Annotated in this window: 11 protein-coding genes; 6 read left to right on the top strand and 5 right to left on the bottom strand. The window is 51.4% G+C overall.

The genetic code is table 11. From position 1 onward, the window contains the following. Nucleotides 1–14: 14 nt before the first annotated feature. Together MO867_RS16975 and MO867_RS16970 are read right to left on the bottom strand one after the other, a co-directional pair. Entirely contained in the window at nucleotides 15–1,211 is a 1,197-nt protein-coding gene (locus MO867_RS16975) for a transporter substrate-binding domain-containing protein (RefSeq protein WP_252471321.1), read from the bottom strand. Between the two features lie 229 nt (nucleotides 1,212–1,440). Next, nucleotides 1,441–2,943 (bottom strand): hypothetical protein, encoded by a 1,503-nt coding sequence (locus MO867_RS16970; protein ID WP_252471319.1) that lies wholly within the window; start codon nucleotides 2,941–2,943, stop codon nucleotides 1,441–1,443. 323 nt (nucleotides 2,944–3,266) lie between these two features. On the opposite strand from MO867_RS16970, the gene MO867_RS16965 reads away from it, so the two are divergent. Together MO867_RS16965 and MO867_RS16960 are read left to right on the top strand one after the other, a co-directional pair. Beyond that, a complete protein-coding gene (locus MO867_RS16965; protein WP_252471317.1) occupies nucleotides 3,267–4,817 on the top strand; it encodes an alpha/beta fold hydrolase in 1,551 nt (516 codons plus the stop codon). A 129-nt stretch (nucleotides 4,818–4,946) separates the two neighbouring features. Further along, a complete protein-coding gene (locus MO867_RS16960) occupies nucleotides 4,947–7,679 on the top strand; it encodes a M1 family metallopeptidase (RefSeq protein ID WP_252471315.1) in 2,733 nt (910 codons plus the stop codon). A 147-nt stretch (nucleotides 7,680–7,826) separates the two neighbouring features. On the opposite strand, the gene MO867_RS16955 is transcribed toward MO867_RS16960, so the two are convergent. The 3 genes from MO867_RS16955 to MO867_RS16945 all read right to left on the bottom strand — a co-directional run bounded on the left by MO867_RS16955 (nucleotide 7,827) and on the right by MO867_RS16945 (nucleotide 11,616). Then, nucleotides 7,827–8,408: an HdeD family acid-resistance protein gene (locus MO867_RS16955; RefSeq protein WP_252471312.1), complete on the bottom strand. Its 582-nt coding sequence runs from the start codon at nucleotides 8,406–8,408 to the stop codon at nucleotides 7,827–7,829. A gap of 318 nt (nucleotides 8,409–8,726) precedes the next feature. Beyond that, nucleotides 8,727–10,040, bottom strand: a complete 1,314-nt coding sequence (gene aptA, locus MO867_RS16950; protein ID WP_252471309.1) for an omega-aminotransferase AptA — start codon at nucleotides 10,038–10,040, stop codon at nucleotides 8,727–8,729. Nucleotides 10,041–10,170: 130 nt separating this feature from the next. Further along, entirely contained in the window at nucleotides 10,171–11,616 is a 1,446-nt protein-coding gene (locus tag MO867_RS16945) for an NAD-dependent succinate-semialdehyde dehydrogenase (protein ID WP_309143314.1), read from the bottom strand. A gap of 206 nt (nucleotides 11,617–11,822) precedes the next feature. Here MO867_RS16945 and MO867_RS16940 point away from each other — a divergent pair, with 206 nt between their 5' ends. From MO867_RS16940 to biuH, 4 genes are all read left to right on the top strand, one after another. Further along, a complete protein-coding gene (locus tag MO867_RS16940; RefSeq protein ID WP_252471307.1) occupies nucleotides 11,823–12,743 on the top strand; it encodes a LysR family transcriptional regulator in 921 nt (306 codons plus the stop codon). Nucleotides 12,744–13,094: 351 nt separating this feature from the next. Beyond that, complete coding sequence (locus MO867_RS16935) at nucleotides 13,095–13,472, top strand: PH domain-containing protein (protein WP_252471305.1); 378 nt, start codon at nucleotides 13,095–13,097, stop codon at nucleotides 13,470–13,472. A gap of 102 nt (nucleotides 13,473–13,574) precedes the next feature. Further along, nucleotides 13,575–13,805 carry a hexameric tyrosine-coordinated heme protein gene (locus tag MO867_RS16930; RefSeq protein ID WP_252471304.1) on the top strand — a complete coding sequence of 77 codons (231 nt, stop codon included), beginning with the start codon at nucleotides 13,575–13,577 and terminating at the stop codon, nucleotides 13,803–13,805. A gap of 630 nt (nucleotides 13,806–14,435) precedes the next feature. Then, nucleotides 14,436–15,173: a biuret amidohydrolase gene (biuH, locus tag MO867_RS16925; protein WP_252471302.1), complete on the top strand. Its 738-nt coding sequence runs from the start codon at nucleotides 14,436–14,438 to the stop codon at nucleotides 15,171–15,173. Nucleotides 15,174–15,439 lie beyond the last annotated feature (266 nt).

Below are 15,439 nucleotides of genomic sequence, written 5' to 3'. Positions count from 1 at the left end.
GAGCGGTACAGTGACTATGGGGCTATAGCTGCATGAAACTGTCCGAAGTGTTGCTTCATATAAGGCCTGGAAACTTCCAAACCCTGTTGGCGGCGTGCCTCGGTAATAGTGAGGGACGCCGCCACCATATCGCCCATTCCCGCTTGTAGCGCCTCAGCCAGATCCATATCCGGGTCCGGCACAACCATACTCAGACGCAACTTGTGGTCGCGGGCAAATTTTTTCAGCAAATCATAGTCAAACCCCATCAGTTCGCCACGCCAGATAAAGTACGAAGCCGGGTGGTTGCGAGTAAGGACCCTAAGGGTGCCGCTCTCTTTAACTTCCAGCCAGTTCCTCAGGGGTTGCTTGCGGTTCTGGCTGGCCAGTACCAGTTCAGCCGTAAAAAATTCGTTGAGCTCACGACGGAGGACGGTGGAATCGCGGCGTACCGCCCAGGCAATTGCTCTGCGGGAGTTGAGTTCGGCACTGCTTACCAGCTGTGGGTAGGCGGGCAAAAGTGCTTCGGCTAAGTTGCTATCAATAATCGTTGCTGGGTATTGCCCGGCTGAAATAGCTCCGAGAAGTGTCTCGTTGTCGACAGAACCATCCAGATAAGTGACTTCATAAGATTGCGTTGCAGCGCCTTGAGACAGAGTCTCAGCAAAAGCACTGCCTCGGCGTAGTGCTACCTGTAAAGGCTGATCTTGTATGTCTGTCGCCCGGCGGGTAATCAATAATTCGCTGACATATTCCAGCGGGCGAGTAAAAGCCAATAGTGCCTTGCGCTCTTCGGTGCGTGAAAAATTCGTTGCAATCACATCCCCGCGGCCTTCGATAAGTGCAGGGATCAGTTCAGCAAAGTTATCCACATACACCCACTGAGGGCGCAAACCCCGGCTGTGGGCAAACTTTTGCGCAAGCTGTCGCCATTCGTTCATAGGCAGCCCTTCGCGCGGTAAGGCACTCTCCAGTGGGCCCCTCAGCGACAACAAGCGCAATCGGCCCCGCTTTCTCAACGCGGCTAAATCTCCCAGCTCTATGTAGTTTTCGAATGCCGGCTTTTGTGGTGCCTGCTGCTGTGAAGCCGCCATTGAGGGCTCTGCTGTCTGTGTCGTTTCCGCTAAATTCCCCTCGCTTTTGGCAACGGGTATTTCGGCCTGCTCACAACCGGAAAATAACAGTACAGGGGTCAGTAAAAGAAAAATAATGGGAAGCAGTTTTCTGCGCACGGTGCACCCTTTCTTATTTTATGAGAAGTATCGCAACGGGCAGTACCGTGCACTTCACTCTTGTGGACTTGCCGCTGTTACAGAAAATCGTACCAGTTTAAAGAAAAATGATCCCGCAAAAAAAATGCCCGGCAAACTCAATTGCCGGGCAAATATACGTTGGCGAATGTCGGATGTCTCTTACACAGAGTGACAAGCCTTTGTTATTTGGTAAGCGATCTTATTGTCATTATGACGATTTGGGTTTGCCCTGTAGCTCCGCCAGCCTCATTTTTATTTGGTTGTTCTGCTCCTCATCGGGAAGCTCGAACATCAGCGGCTTTGCCACTCGGGCAAAGTAGTCCGCATCTTTCTGTTGGTAGAGTTCTTCGGCCAGCCATTGGGCGATATGCAGCTCACGAGGTGCGCGCTCGTAGGCCTGCTCCAATTTTCCAATATATTCTTTGCGGGGATAGTCCAGCATCTCCATAGCCATTGCCAAGCCAAACCAGTGAGAGGCATTTTGCGGTTCCTTCTCCACCAGATAGCTGAATTCTTCACGAGCTTTTTTTAGACTGCGTAAATCCCTGCCTTGATCGGGCACTACGGCCTGCTGGTTCACGGTAAGCCAGGCGTGAGCGCTGAGATACCAGGGTTGCTGGCGGTCACTGCGCGGTACGCTCGCCAATAGATGGCTAGCCTGTGGGAAGTCGCCAATACGAAGATCGGCACTCGCCTTAATCGCAGCCAGCTGAGTGCTGTACACGCCGGTGTGATAGGCATAAGTGATCAAGTCTTCGAGCGCCTGCAGGTTATAGCCCGACTGGGCAATAAAGCCCGCCAGTACCGTAATCGCACTGCGCTTGCTGAGACGTTTTACTGTGGGCTTGGCCTCTTCAAAATCCGTGGGAATTTCCCCACTGATCACCTCATATTCCCCCGAATCAAATGCGGCAACATACGCTTTCTCAATATCGGAAACCGACATTTTCAGCGACTTTTCCAGTGCCTTTATTGGATCGGCGCCATCGTTGTAGGCCTGCACAAACTGGCTGAAGTTGTTCGCTTTGCCACTTTCCAACATTAACCAGTGAGACAGCAGCCAGCCACTGGCGTAAACATCGGCCTTCTCCTCATCATCGGTGTTGTAAACCGTCGCCCGCAACAAAGTATCCAAAGGCATCAAGCCCGTATACATCAGGGTCATGGCGCGCTCTTGCGGAATCTCCCCCAGTTCGTAGCGGCCCTTTTCAGGGAAAGACATGGTGGCCATAAACTCGGCAAACCCCTCGCTATACCAATAGGGGAAATGCACGGTGTTGCCGTTATAGCTAAGGAAGTGGGTGTACTCATGGAAAAGGAATTCGCGTGCCTTCAGCTGCCGCTCGGCGCTGCGGCCATCCAAATTCACCAGCGCGTAGTTCCCTTCAGCGGAAGTATCAAACAAGCCGTTGGTCATTTCAGCAAGCTCTTCGCCCACCAGTCCGGCGTAGGTATCGCGGTCTCCCGCAGCATAAACCGTCAGCTTGGGACTATTGCGATCCACATCGAGGAACTCGACAGCGACGGCGCGATAACGCTCAAGATCCGCTACCAGGCTTTTTACTGCATCGGGATCACCGTCGGTGATCACTCGGAAATTTTCACTCTCAACTTCATACCATATCTCTTCGCCCAAATAGCGCGGCGAAGCGAAGACCGAGGCAAAGATGCCGAAATAAAGTACTAATAAAACAACCGATCTAGAAACCATAGCTCTGACCACCGCGTCATTGTTGCCGAAGCCCTCCTTAGCCGATTAGCGAAGACGACACAGTAACGGTTTTAGCTGATCAAAAAAAGAACAATCTGATCACAAAACAACTTTTCGGTTATTTATATGTGACTATGGAGCCACAAAAAATTTAAATATTCAGGGCGAATTTTCCGGTGTGGATTGCGACAATGAGCGAGACAAACGTCTCATTTTTAGCTCTATTTACGTACAAAACTAGGACTAGCTTCTATAGTACGCAGCCGACTGGGAAGTAATTCCTGGTCAATAATAATAATATTTATATTAGATGAGAGAAAATAATGAATTACAAACCGCTCCTGGCGCTGCTTAGCGGCGCCCTGATGTCAGCCCATGCCTGGTCGGCACCAGAATATATCGCCGACGTAGATATCACTTCTTTTGACGGCACAGTTCTGGATGCAAACCTGTTTGTCCCTGAAACCCCCGCACCAGCTGGGGGCTACCCCACGGTTATTTTCACCAATAGCTGGGGGCTGGAAAAACACCAGTATCATTTCCAGGCCAAAGAAATGGCAGAAAATGGCTATCTGGTGCTCAGTTATTCCACCCGCGGTTTTGGCCAATCCGAGGGCTTGGTAGACGTGGCAGGAGATAACAGCCTCTCCGACGTCGGGGTCCTGATCGACTGGCTGGAAGCCAATTACCCAGTTGGCAAACTGGGCATGGCCGGCATTTCCTACGGCGGCGGTATTTCTCTTCTCAGTGCCGCCAAGCATCCGCGCGTAGATGCTGTGGCCGCGTTATCCGGCTGGGCCGATGTGATCGAAGCCCTGTATCCCAATGAAACCGTTAACCTGGTTTGGGGAACTCTGCTGGTAACCAGCGCTTTCCACAAAGAGGCTGAGTTAGAGCAAGTATGGAGCGATCTGCGCAGTGGCCAAAATCTGGAGCAGGTAACCCAGTTCGGCGCCCAGCGCTCAGCGGTAAGCTACGTCGACGAAATCAATCAAAACGGAACCGCAGTTCTGCTATCAAATAATTTTGCCGATTACCTATTCAAGCCCAACAGCATGACAGACTTTTATTCCCTACTCGAAGGGCCTAAAAAACTGATGCTAAACCCGGGTACCCACGCGATTACTGAAACCCTTACCGGTAATAACGGCCATATCTGGTCCACCAGTTTCCGCTGGTTTGACCACCACCTGAAGGGCGAAAACAACGGCATTGATACTGAACCCAAAGTCGATATGACCGTACGTATCAGTAATAAACTGGAGCAGTTCGAGGATTACCCGGTCACTGAAGAGAGTACCACCTGGTATCTGCAGCCGCGCTTTACCCTCTTCAACACGGCCCGTATGGACAGTGACAAGTACGACGGGTGGAGCTGGACCAATGAATTCCACGGCGGCGCCGATACCTTTGCCGGTACCGGTATTCCGCTAGTATCCGATGCGCTAGAGGGTTTTGGTATTCCAGTATACGCGCCCATGATCGCTATCAACGGCTACTACGCAATTGAGTACAAGTCTCCCGTTCAGTGGGAAACCCTCAAGATTCGCGGCGAGCCAAAACTGGAAATGTGGGTAGAGCCCAGCAAAGAGGAAGTACAACTGAACCTGCACCTCTACGATGTCGGCCCCCTCGGATTAGGACGCCTAATCACCCATGCCCCGATCACCCTGCACTCAGAGCAAACGGGTAAAAAGCAAAAAATTGAAGTGGAGCTTTTCACCACCAGCTACGATGTGCCGGCGGGCCACCGGGTGTTCCTGGCGATCGACACCCAAGGCTATGTCTATCAAAAGCCAGAAGACACCAACTACACCATCAGCGTGCCTTATAGCAGTAGCAAGGTTTCCAGTTTGACGGTGCCTCACCTGTAGCACCAAGCGACACCCGGCAGGCCTCTGCCGGGTGTCGCTCCGCCTGACTCTGCGCTCACCGGATTGCTGCGCGTAATTTTTCGTCAAATCGGTACAATCAGCTTTTTGGCCGAGTGATCTCCATACCCTATGAAAAAGAATATCCCGCTCGCCCTGCTGGCTGCGGCGCTGCTATCCATGGCGGGCTGTAATCCAGCGGAAAACGTATCGGAACCCACAGCCTCGAGCCATGAAGCCGCAGCAAAGGCTCTGGACATCCGTGATGCTCCCCAGGGTCGACTGCCACAGGGAACCACACCTCTGGCATACCGACTCGACTTGCTGCTGGACCCGCGCAAAGACACCTTTAGCGGTAAGGTTGAAATCGATATCCAGCTGGAGAGCACCGCTAATCATATTTGGCTCCACGGCAAAAACCTTGCAGTGAGCAAAGTCTACGCGCAACTGGACGACGGTCGCCAGATTGCAGGCCAATATCGAGAAGTCCTCGACAGCGGTGTCGCCGCGATTGAATTTGCAGAGCCAATTGCTGCGGGCACCTTCGCCCTTTACATCGACTACAGCACCGCCTTCGATCGCAACCTGGCAGGACTGTTTAAAGTGGAAGAACAGGGAGATGCCTATGCCCTGGCCAAATCTGAATCGATCCAAGCGCGCAAGTATTTACCAGGTTTTGACGAACCAGGCCTTAAGGCCCCTTTCTCTATCAATCTTACGGTCCCAAAAGGCTACGCCGCCATTAGTAATGGACCCGAGCTCAAACGCGAGCCCGCCGGCGAGGGCATGGAAAGAGTCTCCTTCGCCACCACGCCCCCCATGTCCACCTACCTGCTGTCATTGTCAGTAGGCCCCTTCGACCAAGTGGCGCGCGCAGCTATACCGCCGAGCAAATACCGCAAGGAACCAATTCCGCTGCGCGGCTTCGCTCGCAAAGGTCGCGGCGAGGATATGAATTATATTCTCGATATCACCCCGAAGATGGTGGAGACCTTCGAGACCCAGCTGCAGCGCCCCTACCCCTTCAAGAAGCTGGATATTATCGCCGCCCCGCAGTGGCCGAGTGGCGCCACCGAACTGTCTGCCGCAATCACCTATCGCGAACAGCGTATTCTGGTGGGAGACAACCCGGCTCCGGGCACCCGCCTGGCACTGGTGGAAGTTCACGCCCACGAGATTGCCCATATGTGGTTTGGCAATCAGGTAACGCCACCCTGGTGGGATGACCTCTGGCTGAAAGAGGGCTTTGCCACTTGGGGCGAGGCACTCGCCCTAACTATTATGGAGCCGGAAGAAGGTCACGATCTCAATGCGGCCACCTATGCCATCGGCGCTATGCAGCTGGACGCACTCGCCAGTACCCGCGCGATCCGCGAGCCAGTGACCGACAACAATAATATTCGCAACGCCTACGACTCAATTACCTACTCAAAGAGTCTCGGTGTCATCCATATGGTGGACAGTTACTTCGGCGCAGAGAATTTCCGTCCCGCCCTCGGCCGCTACCTGGAAACCTTCTCCGATGGCGTGGCCGACTCACCCCCTTTCTACAAAGTCATTGGACAGGAAACCAATACCCCGGAGCTGACCGAAACCTTCCGCAGTTTTGTCGAGCAGAAAGGGGTTCCACAACTGGATCTGTTTGTAGACTGCGCCGCGGACGGCCAAGCCACACTGCAGGTACAGCAGAGCCGGTACAAACCTCTCGGCTCTCCCATTGCCGATGCCGGCGACAAGTGGAGTATTCCTTTCTGCTTCAGTACCGATAACGGCGTGCAACAGTGCCAGATTCTATCCGCCAAAAGGGAAACCCTGGATATTCCCGCAGAAACCTGCCCAAACTGGGTAATGCCCAATGTCCAGGGCAGTGGCTACTATCGCTGGAATTTACCCCAGGCCCAGTGGCTGGTATTGATCGAGCATTTTGCTGATTTCTCTTCGACAGAGCAGCTCTCGATTATCGACAGTGCATTCTCTGCGTTTGAGTCCGGAAACCTCACCGCCAAACCGCTCCTTGAGGTCATACGCCAGTCGGCTACAACGGATAAGCGCCAGGTCATCACCATGCCGCTGCGCTACCTGAAAAAATACCGCGATAATTACCTCGATGAAGCCCAGCGCTCTGCTTTCCTGAACTTCATCCAAAACCTCTACCTGCCGATTCTCAACAACAGCGCAAATAGCAGCGACAGCGATCAGCAAATTTTGCACAGCGACCTGCTGAGTTTTATGGGGCTTGTAGCTGAGGACCCGGACGCCCGCGAGCAATTGCGGGAAATGGCAGTGGCCTTTACCGGCTACAATCGCACCCGCGATAAAAAAGCGCTGAGCTCAGATCTTTACAGCGCAGCCTTGAGCGTGGCGGTGCAGGATGCTGGTGAGGAATTCCTGACTCACCTAATCAAGGTTCGTACCGAGCTGGACGATCCCCGTTTCGAAAATGCCAGTGCCAGCGCCATTGGTGCCAGCAATAACCCGAAACAGATGGAAACTATCCAAGCTCTGGTGCTAAGTGATGATATGGGCCCGAGGGAATCTTTTGGCTTGATTCAATACGCTCTGACCCAACCCAGAGTTCAAGAACAACATTGGCAATGGCTGCAGCACAATTTCTCCAAGGTTGTGAATAAAATTCCCGCACAAATTCGCCGCCATACACCCGCTTTAGCCAGTGCCTTCTGTGATAAACAGCACCTGCAAGAACTGCAGCAGCTGTTTATCCTGCGCGGTGAACTGACCCCCGGCTACCAGCGCAGTTTGGCACAAACCGAAGAACGTATTCAGTTGTGTATGGCGCTGGAGAAAAAAGGGAAATCGCTACTGGGAGCACTGCCGCAGGCGGTGAAAATTGCCGTTAAACTTTAACCACGAACATTAATTAGCGCATCAATAACAGAAAGTAAATTACGAATCTGTTCAGAGTTAGGGCCGCTATTAGCGATGCTAATAGCGGCCCTCTTCTATCTTTGCCTGCCCGCCAACCCTGTTTTCCACTGCGTTATTTAAAGCTCGCTATGAACTGGCCTTATTGTGCTTGCGCAAACGGAATGCCAACCAGATCATCGGCAATCCCAGGATAATGGCGTAAGCACCGATCACCCAGACTAGTGCCAGAGCCCCAGCTCCAGGACTAACTAAAATCGCAATTCCAAAAATAACCGAAAGGACTCCGATAGCGATTAACAGCCACTCATTATCAATTTCTTTACGTAACCGAATCGCACCAACAATTTCAAAAATGCCCCGCACCAGCGCCCAAGCGCCGATAAAAATAACCAGCACCAAAGCGGTAATGCCGGGGAACAGAAAAGCTACAATACCGGCAGCCAAGCTGATCAAACCTGAGACAATCAGCCACCATAATGGCGTGGACTTATGCCGCCCCATCACTGCGGCTACCAGAGAAAAAATACCATCCAAAAAAGCGTACACACCGAAGAGCAGTACCAGCGTTAGCAGAGACAAGCTCGGCCAGATAAAGGTCAACACTCCAAAGATTACCGCAATAATGCCGCGCAGCAGCAGTAGCCACCAATTTGCAGACAACACCTGCAAAATGGGCCCGGTGGTGAGGGAAGAAGTTTCAGTGGACATAGAAAAGTCCCCAGGTTATGTCGCTTTCCCTATTTAAGAGTCCCCGGCCATGGATCACCAGTTTTTTGGAATTTATTTCCAATCCCCTCACTGGTTGCGGGTTGCTAATACCGAAGGCAGCCTACGAACGCGGCCATTCGGTCTACTCTGCAAAGACCATGACCGCGCCGCAGGCCGCAGTTAATAGTGTAGCTAGAACCGACAACGGGGCTATTGCGTTAATTGGACTATTGGTCAGATTTATTCTTGGTGCTGCAGACGGAATGGGGAAAATATCCCCAAAAAGCGGCAGCCCGAGCGGGCTGCCGACAAAAAAAATCAGACCAGGGCGCTGATCAAGCCACGTAGTTTATCCACAATGGTATCAATCTCATGCTTCTCGATAATCAGCGGCGGGGACATGCACAACGCATCGCCGATTCCTCGGGCCATAACACCGGCCTCCCAGGCCATGCCGGACACTTTAGCCCCATATTTACCTTTTAGATCTTGCGGCGCGCGCAGTTCAATGGCTCCGACCAAACCGTAGTTGCGTACATCAATTACGTTGTCCAGGTCTGCCAAGCTGTGCAGGGCGTTTTCCCAGTACTGGCCAATTTCACCAGCAGCGCGGGTTAGCAGACCTTCGCGCTCGTAGATATCCAGCGTCGCCATCCCCGCCGCGCAGGCCACCGGATGGGCTGAATAGGTGTAACCGTGGAAAAACTCAACGGCACCTTCGGGGGCCGCAGTCATCACGGTCTTGTAAATTTCATCACTCACAAACACCGCGCTCAAGGGAACGGTGGCGTTGGTAATCCCCTTGGCAGAGGTGATCATATCTGGAGTCACGCCGAATTCGGTGGCTGCGAATGCAGAACCGGTTCGGCCCCAGCCGGAGATCACTTCATCAAAAATCAGCAATAGATCGTGCTTGTCACAGATCTCACGCAGACGCTGCAAATAGCCTTTGGGTGGCAATACCACACCGCCAGCACCTGCGAATGGTTCCACGATAACCGCCGCTATCTGGTCCGCGCCGTGGAAAGCCACCAAGCGCTCCAGGTCCTCTGCCAGCTCCACACCGTGCTCCGGCAGGCCGCGACTGAAGGCGTTGCGCCCGATATCCAGCGTGTGGCGCATATGGCTGGCTTTTACCGGCTGGCCAAAACCCTGGTAGTTGGGCGCGATTCCACCGACAGAAATACCGCCGAAATTAACTCCGTGATAGCCCTTTTCACGGCCGATAAACATAGTGCGAGTACCTTTGCCGCGCACGCGTTGATACTGCAGCGCAATTTTCAATGCGCTCTCCACCGCCTCGGAACCCGAATTACCAAAGAACACATGGTCCAGGCCATCGGGGGTATGCTTAATCAGGCGCTCGGAATATTCAAAGCCCAGCTCGTGGCCAAAATTAAAAATAGAACTGTAATCCAGCGTCTTTGCCTGCTGGTAAATCGCCTCTGCAATTTCTGAGCGACAGTGTCCAGCATTACTACACCACAGACCCGCCGTGGCATCGATAACCTGGCGGCCTCCTTTTTCGGTAAGGTAAATCCCCTCTGCGCTCTCTACAATCCGCGGCGCGGATTTAAAGGTACGGTTGGGGGTAAACGGCATCCAGAAAGCATCGGTTTGCATCTCAGACATAGCATCAATCTCCGCAAATTCCCTAAAGTGTCACACTTTAAAAATGGCGGGAGCGTCGGGCTCCCAGTAATCTGTGCAAGCGCTTGTCACTTGGGACAAGCGCAAGCTATGAGTGCTCATGGCCGGAAGCTTATACGCCAAAGCAGGCGTATTTGGTCTCGTAAAACTCAGCCATACCTTCAACGCCGCCCTCGCGGCCAATCCCGGACTCTTTGACTCCACCAAATGGCGCGACCGCCGTAGAAAAGACTCCGGTGTTACAGGCAATCATGCCGTAATCAAGCGCCTCCACCACGCGATTAGCGCGGCGAATATTTTCACTCATCACATAGGCGGCAAGACCGTAGGGGGTTTCGTTGGCTCGACGAATCACCTCGTCTTCATCAGAAAATTTCTGTACCGCCGCCAGAGGACCAAAAATTTCCTCTTGAGCAATGCGCATAGTGTCCATTACTCCAGTCAGCACGGTAGGGGCGAAATAGTTTTCACCGTTGGCCAACTGCTCACCGCCAATCTCAATCTTGGCTCCGGCCGCTACTGCATCCTGCACCAACTCCTGCACCCGATCCACCGCACGGCGATAGATCATAGGCCCCATAGTCACCCCCGCTTCGGTAGCGTGGCCAATCTTCAGGCCGGCGACCTGCGCACGCAGTTTCTCAACAAACTCATCGTGGACAGACTCGTGGACGTAAATCCGGTTGGTGGCCACACACACCTGGCCCGCATTGCGGAACTTGGTCGCCATACAAGCACTAATGGCAGTGTCCATATCGGCATCATCGAACACGATAAATGGCGCGTTACCACCGAGTTCCATGGACATTTTCTTTACCGTGCTCGCGCACTGAGACATCAATAATTTGCCCACCGCGGTGGAACCCGTGAAAGTGAACTTGGCCACCCGCGGATCCTGTGTCAACACTTTACCGATTCCTGCCGCATCGCTGCCGATAACCACATTGATAGTGCCTTTTGGCAGACCCGCCTCTTCAGCCAGCTGGCACAGTGCCAGAGCAGATAGGGGGGTTTCCAAAGCCGGTTTGATCACCACCGTACAACCCGCAGCCAGTGCTGGCCCCGCTTTGCGGGTAATCATCGCATTGGGGAAGTTCCAGGGAGTAATGCAGGACACTACACCCACCGGTTGGCGGATAGTATTCAGGCGCATAGCCGCGTTGTGGGTGGGGATAGTCTGGCCGTAGGCGCGACGACACTCCTCTGCAAACCACTCAATAAAAGAGGCACCATACAGAATCTCCCCCTTAGCTTCTGCCACAGGTTTACCCTGTTCCAGACTGAGAATCAGTGCGAGGTCATCGCTATTATCCACAATCAACTGGTACCAGCGCTTTAGCACAGTGGCGCGTTCTCCGGCAGTACAGCGACTCCATGCCGGGAAAGCTGCACTCGCCGCAGCCACAGCGGCTTCAGCACCAGCCGCACCGCCATCTGCCACACTACCCAGCAACTCACCGTTTGCAGGGTCGCGCACGTCGACGGTGTCCGCAGCATCATGCCACTCTCCGTCAATATAGTTCTGAAATTTCAACAGGTCTGCATTTGCTAGTTTCACAGAGAAAATCCTAGTAAATAGATGTTATTAGTAGTGTGTAGCGATTCTGGCCACAGTTGACTGGGGAGAATAGTAGTATTTTTCCAACTAAAGTTTATATTTATCAAACTTTAACTTATTCCGCTGGACAAGACTTCCCCAGCGACGCAGTCAGCGCCACTAAAATGGGCCTGCAGGGCAACTGAATACTGGGGAGAAGACCACCGATGAGCAAGTCAAAAAATGTCCTGGGCGGACGTCTCAGCGATATGGATCTGCGTTTATTGCGGGTTTTCCGAGAAGTTGTGCGCGCTGGAGGTATGGCGCCGGCCGAGGTTACCCTCAACATCAGCCGCTCCACCATTAGTGTGCATATATCCGATTTAGAGAGCCGCCTGGGTATGAAGCTATGCCTGCGCTCCCGTGGCAGGGCTGACTTCAAATTAACACCGGAAGGTGAAGCCCTGTACCGGGCTGTCCTGGAGCTGGATGGACACCTGGACACATTCAAAAGCCAGGTGAATGCGATCCAGTCGCAACTCACTGGAACTCTGCGTCTGGTAATGCCCGATGATGTACTGGAAATTCCACAATTGGACCTTCCCTCAACCATCGCCCAATTGCGAGTAAAGGCGCCCCAGCTACACCTGTCCGTGCAACTGGCAGCACCTCAGGAGCTGGAGTTGGAAATTCTCGCGGGCCGCGCCGACATAGGTATCAATCCCCTACATTCACGCAGACCCGGATTGGAGTACCAACCGCTTTTCTATCACCAATCGGTCCTTTACTGCAGCACCAATCACCCCTGTGCCCAACCCTCGTCCATCGATGAAGAGTTCCTCACACAACAGGAGTTAGCTGCACCCAGCCACAGCGTTCTCTCGGGAGCGGCACATTTATACCGACTGTTCCCCAAGCGCTCTACCGCCAACCATATGGCCGCAAGGCTGGCGATGATACTCTCCGGTTGCTTTGTCGGATTTCTGCCCGAGTATCTGGCTCGCCAATATGTCGAAGCCGGCACACTAACTCCGCTATTGCCAGAGAAGTTCCACTATCAAATTCAAAATGCCGTCACTTACAATAAAAGTGCAGCAGCGCACCCGACAGTAAAGTTGTTTTTGGACGCCCTGCAAGTTGAACAATAATCTAGGTTGGTTTTCTACGTCCCGAAGTGAAAAAACGATGACACCATTAAACTAGACGAGATTCTCTATTAACTCTCCCTCAGCAAAATTAAATAAAAAACGGCTCCTAACCCGGATTAAGATAGATAACAGCCACACTGCGATTTTCGATGTCGGCCACACAATAGCTACACCGCTGGCATTGATTTCAAAAGAGAGTGGAGACTAACACTAAACAATATCCATCAGCCAAAATGACAGCAATTGATTAAATTAATTTGGATAGAGTCATCCACCCAAACCGTTAGGCACTCTGTAATTTAACGCGCCATAGTGTTACCCTTTCAGTCAATACAATAACAGACTAAGACAATGATAGATTTTGATAACTCACCCATCTTTAAGTTAAAGCCTATTGATATCTCTGAGGCCAGGGATGACTTCAATAAGTTTCTTATCGACGAAGAATCTATTTTTGCGGGATTCAAAACCATACGTGATCAAGTGGTCTTCACTAACAAGCGGATTATTACCGCTAATGTCCAAGGTATTACCGGCTCCAAGGTCGACTATACCTCTTTGCCATACAATAAAATCCAGGCATTTTCTGTCGAGACCGCCGGCACGTTTGATCTTGACTGCGAAATCGAAATATATCTTGGGGAAATCGGCAAGGTCAAATTCGAAATAAGAGGCTCATTTGACCTCATACAATTTAATAAATATATCAGTCACTACCTGCTGAACTGAGCAACCAGTTATTTTCTGTGGAAGTCCGGGATCGACTGAATCACTATGCCCTCCCAGCCATAGAGCCAATAACAGTCAACTTGAACTTAGAGAGGGATATTCATGTCACATATTTGGCTAGAGAGCCTGATTACCGAGAATGCACAGCAAGGTTTCGAGCTGGCAATGAAACTGTCCAGAATGGGTGTCAAGTACACTCAGCCTTCAGACGAAGTCCGCGGAAAATTAAGATCAGCGTATGAAGAGAATGCAGACAGTCTGATTGCCACTTCCCAGGTTGTTGCTATCAACTTCCAGACAGTGTCGGCAGCCAACAACTACTGGCGCAGTTAAAATTTTCAGGTGTTTCACCATCACAAGTAGTGACATACATCCGTGAAGCACCTAAATCCTTCGGAAAAGATCATACCGTCCACGCCTGGCAGATACCCCGCTAAGGAGCTTTCCACCAGAATTCTGTACCTAACCGGTCATGAGTAATCATAACTAAAGCGATACATACTTAGGAGCTACCAAACCAGTTCGGCTTCCCTGAAGCTCTAACTAGATATCTTACATTATTCTTACCACAAATTGACGCCCCCAGCCTGTCGGGTCAGTTATTGATTAATAATGATTAGTAATACTTGCGCCTTCAAACAATCAACTATTTACAGTATCGTTCATTTTTAATCGGACCCGCTGGAAATTTCAGTAATTCATGTCAGACTTTAACTAATCTTAAAGCAATACGGAATGAGACTTCATTAGCGAGAAACTATCATGTTCCTTGCACATAGAAGCCTGGCAAATCTTTATTCAACTGATAGTTATTGACAGAAAGCTGGCGCGACCATTTTTATTCAAGTTCAGGGCGCAGATTCGCAAGCCACAAAACCAACCCAACCAGTAAGAGACTTTATTCACAACCCAAAATCTCTTCTCGGATTTTCATTTTTCCGAGTAAAAACGGAGACATAGAGCATGGGTGAATCTGCACAAGACCATGCCTCTGAAGTCAAAGGCGGTCCGGTAAAAGCCAACCCCTATAACTGGCCTTACAACGGAAATCTCAAGCCGGATAATACGGCATTAGTCGTTATTGATATGCAGGTAGATTTTTGCAGCCCAGGCGGATACGTTGATAAAATGGGCTATGACCTGAAGGCTATGCGGAACCCGATCGAACCAATACAAAACATTCTAAAAGTTATGCGAGCAGAGCAATACCCTGTATTTTATACTCGTGAAGGACACCGGCCAGATTTATCTGACCTGCCACCCAATAAGCGCTGGCGGTCACAAAATATTGGGGCAGGTATAGGCGACCCCGGGCCTTGTGGACGAATCCTTGTGCGTGGAGAACCTGGTTGGGATGTCATTCCTGAGCTGGCCCCGCTCCCCGGGGAAATAATCATCGATAAACCGGGCAAAGGATCCTTTTATTCAACAGATCTTGAACTGATACTGAATATGCGCGGGGTTAAAAACCTGATCCTCGTCGGTGTCACAACTGATGTATGTGTCCACACAACGATGCGAGACGCTAATGACCGGGGGCTGGAATGTCTCCTGGTAGCAGATTGTACCGGTGCCACAGATATTGGTAATCACGAATCCGCCTTAAAAATGATAACCATGCAGGGTGGCGTATTCGGTGCATATACTGATAGCAAGCAACTTCTGAGGGGGCTAAAAATGACTACTGAGAGTACGTCATAAAGCTGTCCTATCTTGATATTAAAGGGTATCGATACAATCGGAGACTTAACGACAACAGCAAAACTACCACTACAGATAAATCAGGACAATAATAAAAAATTTTGTTACGTTAACAATACTTCGGAGAGTTTTAGAGCGGTAACACTCTGAACCTACAAGGATTGAGCCGCAGGAAAGCTACTTTATCGTAAGTCTAGGTGGGCGCTGAGTACAGGGCTGTCCCATATAAATCAGCTTAAATCGTGGCTGTAATTATCTTGTCTAAA

This window comes from Microbulbifer okhotskensis (assembly GCF_023895975.1).
GTDB lineage: Bacteria > Pseudomonadota > Gammaproteobacteria > Pseudomonadales > Cellvibrionaceae > Microbulbifer > Microbulbifer okhotskensis.
This window is presented reverse-complemented; position numbering and strand designations above follow the sequence as displayed.

Coding starts and splice junctions, on each gene's coding strand:
- MO867_RS16940 (WP_252471307.1), top strand. CDS start 11,823: ATGAGCAAGTCAAAAAATGTCCTGGGCGGACGTCTCAGCGATATGGAT.
- biuH (WP_252471302.1), top strand. CDS start 14,436: ATGGGTGAATCTGCACAAGACCATGCCTCTGAAGTCAAAGGCGGTCCG.
- MO867_RS16960 (WP_252471315.1), top strand. CDS start 4,947: ATGAAAAAGAATATCCCGCTCGCCCTGCTGGCTGCGGCGCTGCTATCC.
- MO867_RS16970 (WP_252471319.1), bottom strand. CDS start 2,943: ATGGTTTCTAGATCGGTTGTTTTATTAGTACTTTATTTCGGCATCTTT.
- aptA (WP_252471309.1), bottom strand. CDS start 10,040: ATGTCTGAGATGCAAACCGATGCTTTCTGGATGCCGTTTACCCCCAAC.
- MO867_RS16955 (WP_252471312.1), bottom strand. CDS start 8,408: ATGTCCACTGAAACTTCTTCCCTCACCACCGGGCCCATTTTGCAGGTG.
- MO867_RS16935 (WP_252471305.1), top strand. CDS start 13,095: ATGATAGATTTTGATAACTCACCCATCTTTAAGTTAAAGCCTATTGAT.
- MO867_RS16930 (WP_252471304.1), top strand. CDS start 13,575: ATGTCACATATTTGGCTAGAGAGCCTGATTACCGAGAATGCACAGCAA.
- MO867_RS16965 (WP_252471317.1), top strand. CDS start 3,267: ATGAATTACAAACCGCTCCTGGCGCTGCTTAGCGGCGCCCTGATGTCA.